Below are 16,680 nucleotides of genomic sequence, written 5' to 3'. Positions count from 1 at the left end.
ATTGGTGAAAGGGACGCAGCGCATCCCTTTCTCTTCATCGGTCAGGCCTCGTGGCTCTGTGGTTCCTCAACGGCCGCTTCTTTGATGTCATCTTCCTGTGGTGCAGGGAGATTCATCATTTTTGCCAGCAGGCTGGCAAGCTTGAAGCGCATCACCGGACGGCGAACGATCATATCAATCGCGCCCTTTTCGATCAGGAACTCACTGCGCTGGAAGCCCGGCGGCAGTTTCTCACGCACGGTCTGTTCAATAACGCGTGGGCCGGCAAAGCCGATCAGCGCTTTTGGTTCCGCAATGTTCAGGTCGCCCAGCATCGCAAAGCTGGCAGAAACACCACCCATAGTCGGGTCAGTCAGCACGGAGATATACGGCAGGCCACGAGCCTGCATTTTCGCCAGTGCTGCACTGGTTTTTGCCATCTGCATCAGCGACATCAGCGCTTCCTGCATACGGGCACCGCCTGAGGCAGAGAAACAGATCATCGGGCAGTTATCTTCCAATGCCTGTTCAACTGCTCGCACAAAGCGCGCACCAACCACAGAACCCATTGAGCCACCCATAAAGGAGAACTCAAAAGCCGCAGCCACAACAGGCATCCCGTGCAAAGTGCCCTTCATTACAATCAGAGCGTCGGTTTCGTTAGTCTCTTTCTGAGCCGCTACCAGACGATCTTTATATTTTTTTGAATCCCGGAACTTGAGCACATCTTTTGGTTCCAGCTCGCTGCCCAGCTCAACCAGTGACCCTTCGTCCAGCACGCTGTGCAGACGATCGCGGCCATGCATACGCATATGGTGGTCGCACTTCGGGCAGACTTCCAGATTACGTTCCAGCTCGGCACGGTAGAGAACCTGCCCACAGCTATCACATTTTGTCCAGACCCCTTCAGGAATGCTTGCTTTACGCGATGGGGTGATGGTGCTCTTATTGAGAATTCGTTCAATCCAGCTCATTGATGACCTTTCTGTTTGAACCTGGCACTCCTGCTGGGGAGAGCCAGTTTTTCTTTTCTGCGCCGCTGCCTGATGCCGCAGCGCAAACCGTAATTTATCGCTCATTAAACCATAACCGCCCGACACTGTGGACAAAAATCTGGTCAGGGGGCGCTGGCGTAAGGATTTAAATCATTGTTGTTTCTGCTGACGTGCCGCGCGGCGATGGCGGATCACTTCAATAACACCCGGCAACACCGACACCAGGATAATCGCCACAATCAACAGCTTAAGGTTCTCCTGCACCACCGGGAAATTACCAAACAGGTAACCCGCATAGGTAAACAGCAGCACCCACAGCAACCCGCCCGTCACGTTATAAATGGCAAAATGACGATAGGACATCTTACCCATTCCCGCGACAAAAGGCGCGAAAGTACGCACGATAGGGACGAAGCGCGCCAGAATTATCGTTTTCCCGCCATGACGCGCATAAAATTCATGGGTTTTATCAAGATAGCTGCGACGGAAAATTTTGGAGTCCGGGTTACTGAACAGCTTGTCACCGAACAACCGTCCGATAGTATAGTTCACCGCATCCCCAAGGATTGCTGCCACCACCATCAGTGCTACCATAGTATGCACATTCAGGTCGTTACCCGGCAGCGCAGCGAGTGCCCCCGCCACAAACAGCAGAGAGTCTCCCGGCAGGAAGGGGGTCACTACCAGGCCAGTTTCGCAGAACAGAATCAAAAACAGAATCGCATACACCCAGATACCGTACTGGGCAACCAGCTCCGCGAGGTGGACGTCGATATGCAAAATGAAGTCGACAACAAAACGAATCAAGTCCATACAGGCTTCCTTTAATACTCCAGCCAGGGTTAATCCCCGAGGAACAGTGGTCCCATCGGTGGACGGGGTAGCTCATAGCGTGCGGGATAGTCGACCGCGACCAGATACAGGCCTTCTGCCCGTCCTGTCGCTGCCGCCAGCTTGCGATCTTTCGCTGCCAGCAGTTCGGCCATCCAGCCTTCAGGCTGATTCCCACAGCCAATTTCCATCAAACTGCCAACAATGTTGCGCACCATATGATGCACGAACGCATTGGCTTTAATATCTACCACCACATATGCACCGCGGCGGCTGACATTAAGATGCATGACGTTGCGCATCGGCGTTCGCGACTGACACTGCACGGCGCGAAACGAAGTAAAATCGTTCTCACCCAACAGGCACTGCCCGGCGCGCTGCATTCTTTCCACATCCAGGGGATGATAAAAATGCGTCACGCCACCGGCCAGAATCGCCGGACGCAGCCGATGGTTATAAATCACATAGCGATAGCGGCGTGCAGTGGCGCTGAAACGGGCATGGAAATCCTCCGGCACCGCTTTCACCCAGCGCACCGCAATATCTTCCGGCAGATTGGTGTTGACGCCCAGCGTCCAGGCTGCGTCTTTACGCTGCGAGGTGGTTTCAAAGTGCACCACCTGCCCCGTGCCATGTACCCCGGCATCGGTACGCCCGGCACATAGCACTTCTACCGGATGATCGGCGACTTTCGACAACGCCTGTTCCAGTTTTTCCTGCACGCTGCGCACTTCATTCTGCCGCTGCCAGCCAAAGTAGCGGCTCCCGTCATATTCAATGCCCAGCGCCAGTTTTATGGTCGGCTGTGGCACGGCGATGTCGGACATTAGTAGAAATACTCCTGCACCAGCTTCTCAGCAGTTTTCACCGCCATTAACGCACCGCCAAAACGGACGTTATCAGCGACTGACCAGAACTGTAACAGCTCGGGAATACCATAATCATTACGCAGGCTGCCAATGCTGAGATGGGCACTGCCGGAGGCATCGCCAACCTGTGTCGGGAAGTCATTTTCCGCAGTCAGGTTGATATCTTCCATCTGGCTCAGGGCATCACGTGCCTCTTCGGATGACATCGGGCGCAGGTTTTCAATATAGACAATCTGCGCATTACCGTAGAATACCGGTGCCTGAATGGTGCTCACTGCAATGGGCAATCCCTCGTCTTGCAGCACTTTACGTACCTGCTCAACCAGGCGACGCTCATGGGGCACGCTCCCTTCACTATCCGCTACCAGCGGCAGCACGTTGAACGCCAGCTGACGGCCAAAGTAGCCCTCTTCCGCAGGCAGTCCATTCAGCAGGCGCGCGCTCTCACCAGCCAGCGAATCCACCGCCGCCTTACCATGTGAAGATGCCGCCAGCAGGTTGGTCACCTGTAAACGCCCTAACCCAGCCTGATCGACCAGCGGTTTAATAGCGCACAGTAGCTGGCTGGTTAACGCATCGGCCACGCTGATAATATTGCGGTTGCGATAGTCGGCCAGCACCTGCGGGTTTACGTCCGGCACAACCAGCGGGACATCAGGCTCCAGCGCGAACAGATCGCTGCTGTCGATCACCAGGCAACCTGAATTGGCCGCATCATCGGCGTATCGCGCCGAGGCTTCGCGTCCGGCAACGAAAAATGCCAGCTGCACCTGCGTCCAGTCAAATTCTGCCGCATCGGTAACCCGTACAGATTTACCTTCATAGCGCAGCACTTCGCCCGCACTACGCTCGCTTGACAGCGCATACAGCTCACCAACCGGGAACTGGCGTTCCGCCAGCAATTCCAGTAAAGCTCCCCCTACTGCGCCTGTCGCACCTAAGATTGCGATATTCCAGCCGTCAGACATGTTGGTTTACTCCAGACAATGACACAAAAATAGAAGGCGGTGAGTTCACCGCCTGAAGATTCAGAAAAGACTTAAAGGCTGATGGCATTAAAGCCCAGCTTGTTCAGCAGCGCGGCGGTGTCGATGTTATCGCACTCAACCCGCAGCGAAGACCACTCGCGACGCTCCTGATAATTCTTCCGCAGGCGATCAAATTCGCCCGGAATTGCCGCTACGTGGCGCAGTGGCGCATCATCGCGGCGCACATCATACACCAGATGTACCAGACGTTTCAGCGTTGGCTGATCCAGTTCGCCCCGCAGCGTAATTCGCCCAAACTCCGGCGCAGGCAGCAGCGTCTCCAGTGCCACCTGCTGCGGCTGGCCGATAAACTGCGTCCAGGCTTCAAATACCTGCGTAGTGCCGCGCGCCTTTCCTTCCAGGGTGTAACCGGCAATATGAGCGGTAGCAATGTCCACTTTTTCCAGCAGCGGCAGCGACAGTTCCGGCTCCGGCTCCCAGACGTCCAGCACTACGCTGAGATCGTCGCGCAGCCCCAGCACCTTCAGCAGGGCGGCGTTATCCACTACCGGGCCACGGCAGGCGTTAATTAAAATAGTACCGGGTTTCAGCGCCATCAGCAGTGGCTCATCGGCCATATGCAGCGTCTGGTATGGGCCCTGTTTAAACAGCGGAGTATGGAAGGTCAGCACGTCCGCCTCAGCCACCAGCTGCGCCAGCGGCAGGAATTCGCCGTCGTCGCCACGTTCGGCACGGGGTGGGTCGCAGAGCAAGGTGCGAATGCCCAGCGCCTCAAGGCGCGCCTGCAGGCGACCGCCAACGTTCCCTACCCCAACAATACCTACCGTACGGTCGGATAACTGGAAACCATCGCGCTCGGCCAGCAGCAGCAGAGCAGAAAAGACATATTCAACCACCGCAATGGCGTTACAGCCCGGGGCTGCCGAAAAGGCGATACCCTGCTGATTGAGCCAGGCCTCGTCTATATGGTCAGTACCGGCGGTCGCCGTACCGACAAATTTTACCGGCTTACCGTTGAGCAGATCCGCATTCACTTTAGTCACCGATCGCACCATCAAGCCGTCCGCATCATCCAGCTCTGCCTGCGGGATCGGACGGCCCGGCACGGCCATGACATCGCCGGTACGGCTGAACAGTTCACGTGCATACGGCATATTTTCATCAACGAGGATTTTCACAATCGGTTTCCAGCTGGAGTCAGTGAGGGGCGTTATTCTGCCATAAAGCGGTAAAGCGAATAACCCGCAGATGCGTCTGGTTGCATAAAAAGAGACGATCGTAACAATCAACCGCACAGATTCATGTTTACAGCGCCAAAGAACGCTGAATGCGATAGCGCTCAGGTGTCGTGCCCGCGTGCTGCTGGAACATTACAATGAGCGCCGAAGCCGAGCTGTAACCAAGATCGAGCGCCACCTCCTGTACGCTTTTTCCCTGTTCCAGGCAGGAGATCGCATGCAGAAAGCGCAGGCGCTGTCGCCACTCGCTAAAGGACATGCCAAGCAGTGACTGACAGCGCCGGGAAAGCGTGCGCTCGGTGGAATAGACCCGTCTGGCCCACTCTGCGAGCGTGGTGTTATCCGCCGGGTTCTGTTCCAGCGCCTGCAAAACCGGGCCGAGGATCTTATCAGCGGTGGAAGGCAGGTAACTTTGCTGGCTCTCTGCCATCTGTAGCTGATCGAGCAGTACATCGCACAGACGTAAATCCTCAGCAGTCTGCGGCACCAGCAGCTGACGTGCCGCACAATCGTTGATAATCGCATGCACTACCGGGCTGACGCGCAGCAGGCAGGCGCGATTCGGCAGCCCCTTGCAGGCATCAGCAGCAATATTCAAGGTGCGAAAATGCGCCTGCTTGCGGTTATAGCTGGCGTGCTGCTGGCCGGGCGGAATCCAGATGGGCAGGCCTGGAGGCGTCAGCAAACGCTCACCTTCAACCTGCATTTCAAGCACATTGCATGTGACAAAGATCACCTGCCCCCAGCGATGGTAATGCGGCAGATATTCCGTACATGCATTAGCCTGCTCATAGCGAAAAAAGAGCCTTAGCCTGTCGGCATCAACAGGGGCGACATAGGTCAGTTGCTGTATCATCTTGTCCGGTTCAGGAATGCTTTTGTCTTATTATCGTTATCTGTATTAAACACGACAAGTCTACACTGCACTTCTCACTCCCTCCTTAAGAGAAAACTGATGAGTTTTTTGTTTCCCCTGCTGGCCGTGCTGATCTGGTCGGTCAATGCGGTTGTCAGCAAAATGTCGGCAACGGCGATCGATCCAGCGGCGATCTCCTTCTATCGCTGGGTGATAGCTCTCGCGGTGTTAACCCCTTTTGCCCTGCCCGGGGTCTTGCGCCACCGCCAGCAAATTAAACAGTCGTGGTGGAAACTACTGGTGCTCGGACTGCTGGGCATGGTGCTGTATCAGAGTCTGGCTTATTACGCTGCGCACAGCGTCAGCGCGCTATTTATGGGTATTCTGAATGCGCTAATCCCATTACTCACGGTGTTATTAAGCGTAGTAGTGATGCGTCTGGCCCCGACACAGGGCATCCTGTTGGGCAGTATTCTCTCATTTTGCGGTCTGGTCTGGCTGGTCAGTGAAGGAGAACCGGCACAGCTGTTATCACACGGGTTAGGCAAGGGTGAGGTGATGATGTTTGCCGCCTCCGCTTCCTATGCTCTGTATGGCGTATTGACCAAACGGTGGGCGATTCCGCTGCCAAACTGGCAAAGTTTGTGGGTACAGGTGGCATTCGGCGTGCTGTTACTCACACCAAATTTCCTGATGGCTCCAGATATATCACTCAATGCACAAAATATCCCTCTGGTGCTGTTTGCCGCCGTTCCTGCTTCGGTCATTGCCCCCTTCCTGTGGATTCAGGGGGTAATGCGTCTGGGGGCCAGCACCGCCAGCATTTTTATGAATCTGGTTCCCATATTTACCGCAGTTATCGCAGTTACCTTCCTGCACGAGTCATTACATAGCTACCATTTTATCGGCGGAGGGATCGCACTTGCTGGGGTTATTATCGCTCAGAAGCTACGTAATCCATTGATTAAAAAGTAGTACCTCGCTAAATAGTTCTACATTAATCTGCCCTGCCACTTTTGCGGTTATTAAAAATAGCCGCTCAGATCATTCTAACTTTTAAATAGAAATAAGCCTGCATCATCTCAATTTATATTGAAATACTTTCCAATAAAACATAAAAGCAAATAAGATCTACTTTGGATTAATTACTATTCCAAAAATCTCCATAGAGACTACTCTTCTCCTTAACAAAAACGCCTTAATGGAAATGAAATGTTTTTTCATAATTAAAAACACAGTCTGTTTATGGTAACAAAAGGAAAATACTCCCTCTTGTCATCTTTATAATTAAGATAACAACGTTATTAACAGATCATTTAATACTTACTGGCATTTGCCACTTTTACTTAACACCAGCACCAAATTTAGTTACCAGCCAGGTAACTAAATATCCCACTCACTGCAAGAGGAGTGGGATGTAACAGAGTTCCTTCTACAGGAGCTTCTGTGATTTAGGAATAGTTAATGTTAATCAAAAGGATATTATGATGAAAAAATTATTACTGGCAACTTCACTGGCCGCTGTTATTGCCATCCCTGCTTCAGCTATTGCAGCCGCAGACGGAACAATCACTTTCACCGGTGAAATTACCAATACCACATGTGCTATTAGTGTTAACGGCAGCGCTTCTGCCAACACGGCAGTAACATTTGATCCTGTTTCTGCCACATCACTGACCACAAACGGTGCAGTAGGTGCTGAGAAGCCTATTACGATGAGTCTGACAGATTGTCAGAACCCAACGGAAAACGTACGTGCAGTGTTTGATAGTGCACACACCGACCCGACTACAGGTAACCTGGCAAACACCGGTACCGCTGGGAACGTTCAGGTTCAGCTGCTTGACTCAACTCGTAGTGCGATCAACCTGAATAATCCACAGAGTTCAGGCCCATCGTTCAATATCGTAGATGGTAAGGCTTCCCTGCATTACTACGCTCGTTACTTCGCTACTGACCAGGTAACCGGTGGTGATGTGAACACCCTCGTTAACTACTCGTTAAGTTATTTCTAAATTAGTGCCAAGTGCAAGAGTTTACTCTTGCACTTTTATTCTTATCGCTAACACGAGTCGCTACCATGTCCGTTGTAAGAAATCTGCACCAGAGAGCTTATAAACTCCTGCCTGCTTGTATTTTGTTACCTTTTGCAGTTATCGTTCATCAGGCCAATGCTAACGTTATCATTCATGCAACGCGCGTGATCTATCCGCAAGATCAGCGTGAAGTAAATATTCAGCTAACTAATGATGCGGAGAGACCTTCACTTATACAATCCTGGATTGATGATGGTGATGATAAGTCCTCATTTAATAATACTTCCGTCCCATTTGTTCTCACTCCACCAATTATACGAGTTGAACCTAATAGTGGACAGACGCTAAGACTTACCTGGACCGGCGGTGCATCATTACCCCAGGATAAAGAGTCTATTTTTTGGCTAAATATTCTGGACATTCCGCCAAAAAATACGGATACCCCTGATGCCAATATGTTACAGATGGCAATCCGTAGCAGATTAAAAGTCTTCTTTCGTCCGCCTGCTCTCAGCGCAGAAGGAGCAAAGAAAGCATTCTATGATTTGCAATGGAAGTATTCCCCTTCTGCACCAAAAACGGTGCTGGTGGTGAATAATCCGTCACCCTATTTTGTAAATATCTCCAATGTAAAAATTGAGAGAAATAAAAAAGAAATAAAAAGTCTCAAGGGCGAGATGATCGCGCCAGGAAGCGCTGCCGAATTCAGATTTACGGCTCTTCCTGACAACATTAAAAATGATGAAATACGCTACGAAGCGATCAATGACCATGGAAGTGTCATCACGATAAAAACAACACAAAAAACCAGATAAGACACGCCTCATGAGCGATGCCTTGTCACATGGAGAGCTAAATGCTCAGGACATTGTTTACTTCCACTCCTGTACGGAGCATTGATTTATCTCTTAACTCGGTGCACAGACTATTTCTGGTCGGGCTGCTGGGATCAGGCATCCAACTGGGGGCATACGCCAACACCAGCGACGGGTTCGCCACCTTTGATGCCAATTTTTTACCAGCAGGAATGGGTGAGCAGATCGATGTCACCCAGTTTAGCCATCGCCACTCTATTCCGCCGGGTTATTACGACGTAGGGATATTGCTTAACGAAAAAAACATCGGCCATATGCGGCTGCTGGTCAGAAAAATAGAAGGCAAGTCAGTGATATGTACCACCCGCCCGTTAATGAATCTGATTCCGCTCAGAGCAGAAGAGATCGATAGTAATAAATGGCAGCAGCTGGACGATGCCGACCAATGCTACGGCCTGGAACACTGGATCCCTGACGCCAGCGCCCATATCAATACATCAACCCTGCATATGGTCATTTCTGTCCCTCAGGCACTTTTGGAACGTCAGGCACAGAATGAAGTTTCCCCATTACTGTGGGACAAAGGTGTGAACGCCCTTATCCTGGGATATGACAACAACTATTATCAGTCAAAACAGGGAGGTAGCGTCTATCGTTCGTTCTACAACGGTGACAATATTAGTCTTAATATTCTGGGATTGATGTTCCGCCATCGTGGGTCATTAAGCTGGGATGAAGAGAGCGGTGCTCACTACAGCAGTTTACGTAATTACGTCGAATACGGTATCAGCCCGCTGAAATCGCGCATTATCGTGGGCGATACCGACACCAGCGGTAATCTGTTTGATAGCTTTTCTCTGCGTGGCGTAACGTTATACAGCGACGATAATATGCTGCCTGACTCCAGGCGCGGCTATGCCCCCATGATCCGCGGCGTGGCCGAAACGAATGCGCGCGTCAGCATACGTCAGAATAATACGCTGCTGTATGAAACGACCGTTTCCCCAGGGCCGTTCAACATTGATGACCTCTATCCGACGGGTTACGGTGGCGATCTCGTTGTGACCGTTCATGAGTCAGACGGGCGGATCAATCAATTTATGGTGCCGTATGCCGCCGTTCCGCAATTAATCCGACCGGGGATCACACGTTACAGTTTCAGCGCCGGTACTTTGCGCAATATGAATGTGTCGCAGCGCGAAAAAGTGGCACAGGTGACCGTGCAGCGAGGCATCAACAACCTGATTACCGGCTATGGCGGCATATTAAGCACGCCTGACTACCATGCATTTATGTTGGGTGGGGCAATGGGCAGCACCTGGGGTGCGCTGGCGCTGGATGTGACGCAGGCACAGACATTCACTCCCTCGCGAGATCTTACCGGGCAGAGCTACCGCGCCACCTACAGCAAAAGGTTCAACAGCAGCAACAGCACGGTTACATTCGCTGCTATGCGCTTTTCATCTTCAGGTTATCTCGATCTGAAAAATGCTATGCAGGTCATCGACCACGACACACGTCGCAAGGCGGACGAAGCAGAATATCTCTTTTATTCACCTCGCAGCCGGATCTCCGCCAGCCTGTCACAGGGATTTAAAGATAACTGGGGTCAGCTCTATCTCACGGCTATACGGCAGAGTTACTGGGGTAAAGGCGGTAGTAATAATCAACTACAGATGGGTTACAGCAACAGTTTTCGCTCAGTGAGCTGGTCATTCTCGGTGAACCGGGTTAATGCACGCGACGGCGCAGAGACACAATACACGCTGGGGCTTTCTGTTCCCCTGGGCGGCGGTTCACCGCAAACACATCTTAATATGAACTTCAGCCACGATGCTGACGGGCTCTCAAGCCAGGCTAATCTCAACAGCTCGCTAGGTGCTCACCAACAGTTTGATTACTCAGTAGGAATGCGGCATGACAAGAAGCAAAGAACAACCGCTAACGCGGCGGCCAGCTTGTATACCCCTTACACCTCAATACAGGGAACGGTGGAAAAAGGTCGGCAAAGTCATTCCTGGTCTACGGGTTTGCAAGGCTCCGTCGCCATCCTGCATGACGGGATAACCGCCGGGCCATGGCACAGCGAAACCATGGCACTGGTTGATGCACCTTATGCCACCGGTGCCCATGTTGAAGGTCATTCAGGATTAACGCTTAACCATCAAGGACGCGCGTTAGTACCTTATCTTATGCCTTACCGGCTAAATGATATCAGGCTCGATCCGCAGGAGTTGCCGCTGGATGTTGAATTGAAAAGTACCCAACAGCAAATTGTGCCACATAGCGGGGCACTGGTTAAGGTCAACTTTTCCACCTCGCGCGGACGCCCGGTGCTGATTCACACCACCCTGCCTGACGGCCAAAGTCTGCCTTTCGGTGCCAGCGTTCTGGATGAAGAGGGAACAAATCTCGGGTTGGTTGCTCAGGGCGATATCATTTATGTCCGTCTGCCAGCGGGAGATTCGCGTCTGCGAGTGACATCAGGTGATGAGGAGATATGCATGCTGAAAGTACATCTCAGCCCTCTGGTGGATGCGCAAAACGGCTTTGAACGTTTTGAACAGCCCTGCCTGCCGACATCCACTCTCTAACAATGAGTCGTTGAAATGAAAAATCGTAAAGTACTTCTGTCAGGTGTTGTCGTATTGGCACTGTCATGCTTAAGCCTGAATACCGCAGCAAGTTCGCTGAAGTGTATTCCGGACATTCGCGACCCATTTCCCCTGGTAACCTTTAATGGCAGCAACGGTATCAAGCTCTCCGCTTCCCTGCCCATTGGCCGTACAGTATTTAACCAGACCTTCACCATCAACGTCTTGTGCAGTATCAGCGATCCTCTTCAGCAGGAGGATGAAGTGGCTTTTTTTGTTCGCCAGACCAGTACGCAAACACTGGGTAATGGTTTAACGCTCTACACCACGATCAACGGCGATCGCGGGAGTGAGTACAGCGTCGTCAATACCGGGATAACCATCAATAATCACAATGCCGCTCGGCAAATGCCGCCGCGCACCTGGCAGCGTTTTTCGCTCGATGTCGCCGTTGAGATTGTCAAAACCGCAAAAACACCGAGTCGCCCGGAGCAAGTCACTCCAATCAAACCGCGCATTGAGCTTTTCCGTATTGGCGCGGAGAGCGGGGTAAAAAGTGCGAAATTTGTAATGCTGGATGCCACTTCCGGCCTGACATTTATTGCTCACAGCTGCCGGATTCAGGGGCCATCCTCATTTAGTGTTGCGCTGGGTCCGGTGAGGATCCGCAGCGGAGGCGGGCTGGGATCCGGTATCGGCTCAGTTAATAAGGGTCAGGCCTTCGCACTGAATTTTCTCTGCGATACCGACGTCTCCGGTGATTTCAACGTGATGATGCAACTCGCTGGTACCCGCCCTGCTGATGCAACAACTCCCGGTTTGATCGCTCTCAGTAAAGAGACAAACACCGCCAGCGGCATAGCGCTGCAAATATTACACGCCACCAGCACTCTCCCGGTTGAAATAGGTAAACGCTGGCAAATCGCCAGCTATCCGCTCACCAGCGGCGTGGTGACTGTCTCACTGCGGGCACGCTATTATCAGACTGAAAAACGCATCACTGCCGGAAAGGCCAACGGCATCGTTACATGGACTCTGCACTACATGTAAGCAGGCAAGATTAAAAAAAGCAGTAAAGCGCCGCAATTGTCCCCCCTTCCTCTACCTATCACCGGGCGGGGTTGTTATCATAGCGGATAACCATTTTGCTCCGGCGCCCCCCGGACGTTGACTCTGACTGAAGGACTTCGCCATGCAACCTATAAGCGGCCCCGGTGCGCCGTTACCCGGCGATCGCCCGGCTATTGATGCCAGGCCCGGCGCTGCCCGCCCGGGCACCAGTGCGGGAACCGGCGAACAGCCTCTCACACCCGCACAGCGCACCACGCTGGAACGCCTGATCGTTAAGATTATGTCGCTTAGTTCGCTGAAATCTGCAGAGCTGTGGGCCGGACTGCGCCACGAGGTTGGAGTGAAAAATGATGCGGGGCTTCAGGCGCGTCATTTTCCGCCTGCGGAGCAGTTCCTCAATACTCGTCTGTCGCAGGTACAGAATACCCACGCCACGCGCCAGCTGCTGCAACAGCTGACTGATTTGTTGCCGACCGGCAATAACCGCCAGGCTGTCAGCGATTTTATCCGTCAGCAATTCGGCCATACCGTGCTCAGTTCGCTCAACCCGGATCAGCTGCGCCAGGTGTTGACGATGTTACAAAATGGCCAGATGGCTATTCCGCAGCCACAGCAGAACCGCGTTACCGACCGCTCACTGCTTCCGGCCGAACATCAGACGCTAAATCAGCAGATTTCACGCCTGGCAGCGGCCACCGGGGAACAGCCGGTTAAACTGTGGGCTGCGCTATTAAAAGTGGTTAATCTGCACAGCGGCGATCCCATTCCTTCACGTATTTTCCCGCTGATGAACCAGTATTTACAGGCCAGCCATACCCTGAGCCAGCACGCTGCAACCACGCTGGCGCAGCTGACCGCCACGCTGAAACAGCCGCCGGATGCAGGTGAACAGCGGATGCTGGAGGACTACAGCCAGCAGCGCTTTAACGTCACTCCGCAGACGCTGCTGACACCCACTCAAACGCAGGATCTGCTCAATCTGCTTTTCAGCCGCCGTGCAGAACGTCTGCAAGAGCAGCATCTGGCCGACAGTGAAATTAAGCCGCAGCCGATCGTTATTCCATTTTGGGGCGCACTGCCACCGGTGCTGCAACCCCTGGCGAACCGGCCGGTATTTACCGCCTTTGCCGTGCTGTTCCTGCTGGTTCTGGCACTGTGGATGCTGTTTTAATTCACCTTAAGCGGCAGGCTCAGATAACACAATTTGAGCCTGCCGCTTCATCGTTACGCTGGCTCTTCGCTTACGTTCTTCTCACCAAATTTATCGCGCATATGCTGCTCGATCTCTTCCAGACTTTTTCCACGGGTTTCAGGCAGCATGAGTGCCACAAAAGCCAGCGAGCCAATATTGATAATGGCAAAGATAAAGAAGACCTTACTGCCAGCAAAAGCCATCAGCGGCGGGAAGCTGAACGCAACAATCGCATTAAAAATCCACTGCATGGATACCGCCGTTCCGGTTAGCGCACCGCGTAACTGCATCGGGAACAGCTCTGACATCAGCAGCCAGTACACCGGCGATATGCACATCTGCATAAAGAACAGGAACAGCAGAATCAGCCCCAGCGCCATATAGCTCTGAGTTAACCCCACGGGTACCAGCGTCATCACCAGCCCCAGCAACACCTGCGCGGTGATCACAAAAAACAGCCCGGTCATCAGCATTTTTCGGCGCGGGAAGCGGCTGACCGCCCAGATGCCGACAAAGGTAGCAATTACCGACACCACGCCATTGCCGATGGTTGCGGCGATGGCTGCACTGGTGCCCAGCCCGGTAGATTTGAGAATAATCGGGGTGTAATACATAAAGCCGTTAACGCCGGTAAACTGGATAACAAAACCCAGCCCCATGCCGATTAACAGCAGACGCAGCACCCACTTTTCTCTGATCAGCGTCCTGACATCCGGCCCGCGCTCCGCTTTTCGCGCCTGCTTTTTCATCTCATTCATCTCTTTACGTACCTCACGCGGCGTCTCGCGCAGGTGTTTCAAGATTTTCTTTGCCTCATGCAGTCGCCCTTCCGCCACCATCCAGTGCGGCGAGGCAGGAACAAAGAAGGTACCGATAAACAGCAGCAGCCCGGGGATCATGGCAATTGCCAGCATATAGCGCCAGAGATGTTCATCATGCAGCAGATAGCTGAGTAAGGTGCTGGCAACATAGGCAATGAGCTGGCCGGTAACAATCATCAGCTCATTGCGACTAACCAGCGGTGCCCGCAGCTTAGGCCCGGCGATTTCCGCAATAAATACCGGAACCGTAGCCGAACCGCCGCCAACAGCAATGCCGAGCAGGAAGCGCATAGCAACCATGACCGGAACAGTGGGTGCCAGCGCAGTACCGAGTGAACCGAGGACAAACAGTACGGCCAGGCTACGCAGGGTAATACGTCGGCCAAATTTGTCAGAGAAGAAACCGCTAAGAAATGAACCCAGTGCCGCACCAAATACCAGTGAAGAGGCAACCAGCCCCTCAGTAAACGAGGTCAGGCCCAACCCACCCTGGTCGGCAGGCGCAGACATATAAGGTAAAGCTCCGGAGATAATGCCGGTGTCATAACCAAATGCCAGTGCGCCCATCGTGGCAACCAGCACCACAAAGAAAATTCGCTGCCGCACGGTAACCGCGCGTGCAGACTCATCGTCTGATGAGTCATTGGATATTGTGTTCATAAAATCCCTGAATAAGAAGAAAGATCTGTGGCGCTCACTTTTATAGTGAAACCAGCGCTAAACGGTGAGTCGCGCAGAAAGTGTAGACTCCGTCACAGTTTTCGCCATATTCAGGAGGAAATTAACAGCCGTAATCGACCAGTAAACAGCAGCCCGGGCGGGCACTCAGCCGCCGGGGCTGCTGACGGCACCGCGTGAGAAGCTGAAAGTGACAGCGATGCCCGCCAGCGCGCAGAGCGATCCGGCGACAAATACCGAACCGTAGCCGAGGCTGGTCGCCAGCACGCCAGCCAGCGGGCCGCTGGCACCATAGGCGATATCCTGAAACGCCGAAAATCCACCCAGCGCCGTGCCCCGCACCTGGGGCGCTACGCGTTTCAGCACCTCCACCCCCAGCGCCGGGAACACCAGCGAACAGCCGCAGCCGGTCAGCGCGGCACCCGCCAGCGCCACCCAGCCATTGGATGCCGCACCTAACAGCAGTAACCCGCAGGCTTCCACCACCAGCGAAATCAGCGCTACGCGAATACCGCCAAGCCTGTCCGGCAGGCCACCAAACAGCACACGCACCAGCACAAACGCCACGCCGAAAGCCGTCAGCGCAAAACCAGCGTTCCCCCACTGCTGATCGGCAAAGTAGAGCGAAGTAAAGGTACCGATAACGGCAAAACCGGTGCCCTGCAACGCCAGCGCCAGACCTGGTTGAGCGATCTGCCCCACCACCTTCCACAGTGGCGGACGCTCACCGCCGTGAACTGGCACCGCACGCACGCCGGTGTTAAATAGCAGCGCCACTACCGGCAGCAGAATAGTTGCCACGCCCAGCGCCATAAAACCCCACTGGCTGTGCAGCCACAGACCCAGGGGTGCTCCGGCAGCCAGCGCCCCATAAATCGCCATGCCATTCCAGGACATCACCTGCCCCCCGCGCTTTGGCCCTACCAGCCCCATTCCCCAGGTAAGATTGCCGGTCAGCAGCTGACTTTCGCCAAAACCCAGCAGCAACCTGCCTGCCACCAGCAGGGCAAACTTTCCCATCACCGGCAGCGGCAGCAGTGCCGCCAGCAGATAGGCAACGCCCACCAGCCCGAGCGCCAGCATCCCCTGTAAGGTCGAACGCTTTGCCCCGCGCTGATCGGCCAGCCGCCCGGCATAGCCACGGCTCAACAGTGTGGCAAAAAACTGAATACCAACGGCAATCCCCACCATCACATTATTCATTCCCAGTTCCTGATGGACATACAAAGGGATCACTGGCAGCGCGAGACCCGCCGTCAGATAGGTAAGAAATACGGCAAAGGAGATTCGTGCAAGGGCGCGGGTTGCCGTTTGCGGACTTTCATTATTGCGGCTGGACATGAAACTTCTCCTGGTAACACCGGCGGCACAGCCTGTGCCGTTGCGCTGATCTGAATAGAATTTTATTTTCAAAGCAATAGAGAGTGGCTAAAAAATTTCATAGCGTCAATATTACATGGGCTGTTCGTGAGAAAGCTCGCAGCACGTAATGAAATTACGTTATCGCCTTCCTCTCCGGGTGAGGTTAAATGGCTTGCCTGAGCGGTGAAACAGCGAGGCAGCTCCCATTACGCCAATAATATTACGCAAAAGTCACACTTTCCCTCCTGGCCTGCGATTATCTTTCGGCCACCGAACCTGGATTGTTAAAATCTTGTTATTATATATTTTTATTAACACTTAAATAACATCTTAGCGTAGTAAAAAACCAACAAA

The 16,680-nt window shown here is 53.2% G+C and carries 14 protein-coding genes; 6 read left to right on the top strand and 8 right to left on the bottom strand.

Annotated elements, in window-relative coordinates:
- Nucleotides 1-41: 41 nt before the first annotated feature.
- From accD to GN242_RS06210, 6 genes are all read right to left on the bottom strand, one after another.
- A complete protein-coding gene (gene accD, locus GN242_RS06235) occupies nt 42-953 on the bottom strand; it encodes an acetyl-CoA carboxylase, carboxyltransferase subunit beta (protein ID WP_154753966.1) in 912 nt (303 codons plus the stop codon).
- Nucleotides 954-1,124: 171 nt separating this feature from the next.
- Nucleotides 1,125-1,787 (bottom strand): DedA family protein, encoded by a 663-nt coding sequence (locus GN242_RS06230; protein ID WP_154753967.1) that lies wholly within the window; start codon nt 1,785-1,787, stop codon nt 1,125-1,127.
- A 29-nt stretch (nt 1,788-1,816) separates the two neighbouring features.
- The gene (gene truA / locus GN242_RS06225) at nt 1,817-2,632 is read right to left on the bottom strand and encodes a tRNA pseudouridine(38-40) synthase TruA (protein WP_154753968.1); all 816 of its coding nucleotides are present in this window, start codon (nt 2,630-2,632) and stop codon (nt 1,817-1,819) included.
- Nucleotides 2,632-3,642, bottom strand: a complete 1,011-nt coding sequence (locus GN242_RS06220; protein WP_154753969.1) for an aspartate-semialdehyde dehydrogenase — start codon at nt 3,640-3,642, stop codon at nt 2,632-2,634. The genes truA and GN242_RS06220 overlap by 1 nt, the downstream gene beginning before the upstream one ends.
- Nucleotides 3,643-3,713: 71 nt before the next feature.
- On the bottom strand, nt 3,714-4,841 hold the full coding sequence (pdxB, locus tag GN242_RS06215) for a 4-phosphoerythronate dehydrogenase PdxB (RefSeq protein WP_156287073.1): 1,128 nt from the start codon (nt 4,839-4,841) through the stop codon (nt 3,714-3,716).
- Nucleotides 4,842-4,968: 127 nt separating this feature from the next.
- On the bottom strand, nt 4,969-5,757 hold the full coding sequence (locus GN242_RS06210; RefSeq protein ID WP_156287072.1) for an AraC family transcriptional regulator: 789 nt from the start codon (nt 5,755-5,757) through the stop codon (nt 4,969-4,971).
- A gap of 99 nt (nt 5,758-5,856) precedes the next feature.
- Here GN242_RS06210 and GN242_RS06205 point away from each other — a divergent pair, with 99 nt between their 5' ends.
- The 6 genes from GN242_RS06205 (at nt 5,857) to flk (ending at nt 13,444) form a co-directional block, all read left to right on the top strand.
- Nucleotides 5,857-6,732 carry a DMT family transporter gene (locus tag GN242_RS06205; protein WP_156287071.1) on the top strand — a complete coding sequence of 292 codons (876 nt, stop codon included), beginning with the start codon at nt 5,857-5,859 and terminating at the stop codon, nt 6,730-6,732.
- Nucleotides 6,733-7,241: 509 nt separating this feature from the next.
- On the top strand, nt 7,242-7,772 hold the full coding sequence (locus GN242_RS06200) for a fimbrial protein (protein WP_154753973.1): 531 nt from the start codon (nt 7,242-7,244) through the stop codon (nt 7,770-7,772).
- A gap of 65 nt (nt 7,773-7,837) precedes the next feature.
- Nucleotides 7,838-8,608 carry a fimbrial biogenesis chaperone gene (locus GN242_RS06195; RefSeq protein ID WP_156287070.1) on the top strand — a complete coding sequence of 257 codons (771 nt, stop codon included), beginning with the start codon at nt 7,838-7,840 and terminating at the stop codon, nt 8,606-8,608.
- 41 nt (nt 8,609-8,649) lie between these two features.
- A complete protein-coding gene (locus GN242_RS06190; protein WP_154753975.1) occupies nt 8,650-11,202 on the top strand; it encodes a fimbria/pilus outer membrane usher protein in 2,553 nt (850 codons plus the stop codon).
- Nucleotides 11,203-11,217: 15 nt separating this feature from the next.
- Nucleotides 11,218-12,252 (top strand): fimbrial protein, encoded by a 1,035-nt coding sequence (locus tag GN242_RS06185; protein ID WP_156287069.1) that lies wholly within the window; start codon nt 11,218-11,220, stop codon nt 12,250-12,252.
- Between the two features lie 142 nt (nt 12,253-12,394).
- A complete protein-coding gene (gene flk, locus GN242_RS06180; protein WP_154753977.1) occupies nt 12,395-13,444 on the top strand; it encodes a flagella biosynthesis regulator Flk in 1,050 nt (349 codons plus the stop codon).
- Nucleotides 13,445-13,497: 53 nt separating this feature from the next.
- On the opposite strand, the gene GN242_RS06175 is transcribed toward flk, so the two are convergent.
- A complete protein-coding gene (locus GN242_RS06175) occupies nt 13,498-14,946 on the bottom strand; it encodes a sugar porter family MFS transporter (protein WP_154753978.1) in 1,449 nt (482 codons plus the stop codon).
- Between the two features lie 165 nt (nt 14,947-15,111).
- Nucleotides 15,112-16,305, bottom strand: a complete 1,194-nt coding sequence (locus tag GN242_RS06170; protein WP_154753979.1) for an MFS transporter — start codon at nt 16,303-16,305, stop codon at nt 15,112-15,114.
- Nucleotides 16,306-16,680: the final 375 nt, after the last annotated feature.

Origin of the sequence: Erwinia sorbitola (assembly GCF_009738185.1) — a bacterium.
In the GTDB taxonomy this organism is placed as follows: domain Bacteria; phylum Pseudomonadota; class Gammaproteobacteria; order Enterobacterales; family Enterobacteriaceae; genus Erwinia; species Erwinia sorbitola.
Note: the sequence above shows the minus strand (reverse complement) of the source record. Positions and strands in the feature narration are given on the sequence as shown.

Coding starts and splice junctions, on each gene's coding strand:
- accD (WP_154753966.1), bottom strand. CDS start 953: ATGAGCTGGATTGAACGAATTCTCAATAAGAGCACCATCACCCCATCG.
- GN242_RS06230 (WP_154753967.1), bottom strand. CDS start 1,787: ATGGACTTGATTCGTTTTGTTGTCGACTTCATTTTGCATATCGACGTC.
- truA (WP_154753968.1), bottom strand. CDS start 2,632: ATGTCCGACATCGCCGTGCCACAGCCGACCATAAAACTGGCGCTGGGC.
- GN242_RS06220 (WP_154753969.1), bottom strand. CDS start 3,642: ATGTCTGACGGCTGGAATATCGCAATCTTAGGTGCGACAGGCGCAGTA.
- GN242_RS06210 (WP_156287072.1), bottom strand. CDS start 5,757: ATGATACAGCAACTGACCTATGTCGCCCCTGTTGATGCCGACAGGCTA.
- GN242_RS06205 (WP_156287071.1), top strand. CDS start 5,857: ATGAGTTTTTTGTTTCCCCTGCTGGCCGTGCTGATCTGGTCGGTCAAT.
- GN242_RS06200 (WP_154753973.1), top strand. CDS start 7,242: ATGATGAAAAAATTATTACTGGCAACTTCACTGGCCGCTGTTATTGCC.
- GN242_RS06195 (WP_156287070.1), top strand. CDS start 7,838: ATGTCCGTTGTAAGAAATCTGCACCAGAGAGCTTATAAACTCCTGCCT.
- GN242_RS06190 (WP_154753975.1), top strand. CDS start 8,650: ATGCTCAGGACATTGTTTACTTCCACTCCTGTACGGAGCATTGATTTA.
- GN242_RS06185 (WP_156287069.1), top strand. CDS start 11,218: ATGAAAAATCGTAAAGTACTTCTGTCAGGTGTTGTCGTATTGGCACTG.
- flk (WP_154753977.1), top strand. CDS start 12,395: ATGCAACCTATAAGCGGCCCCGGTGCGCCGTTACCCGGCGATCGCCCG.
- GN242_RS06175 (WP_154753978.1), bottom strand. CDS start 14,946: ATGAACACAATATCCAATGACTCATCAGACGATGAGTCTGCACGCGCG.
- GN242_RS06170 (WP_154753979.1), bottom strand. CDS start 16,305: ATGTCCAGCCGCAATAATGAAAGTCCGCAAACGGCAACCCGCGCCCTT.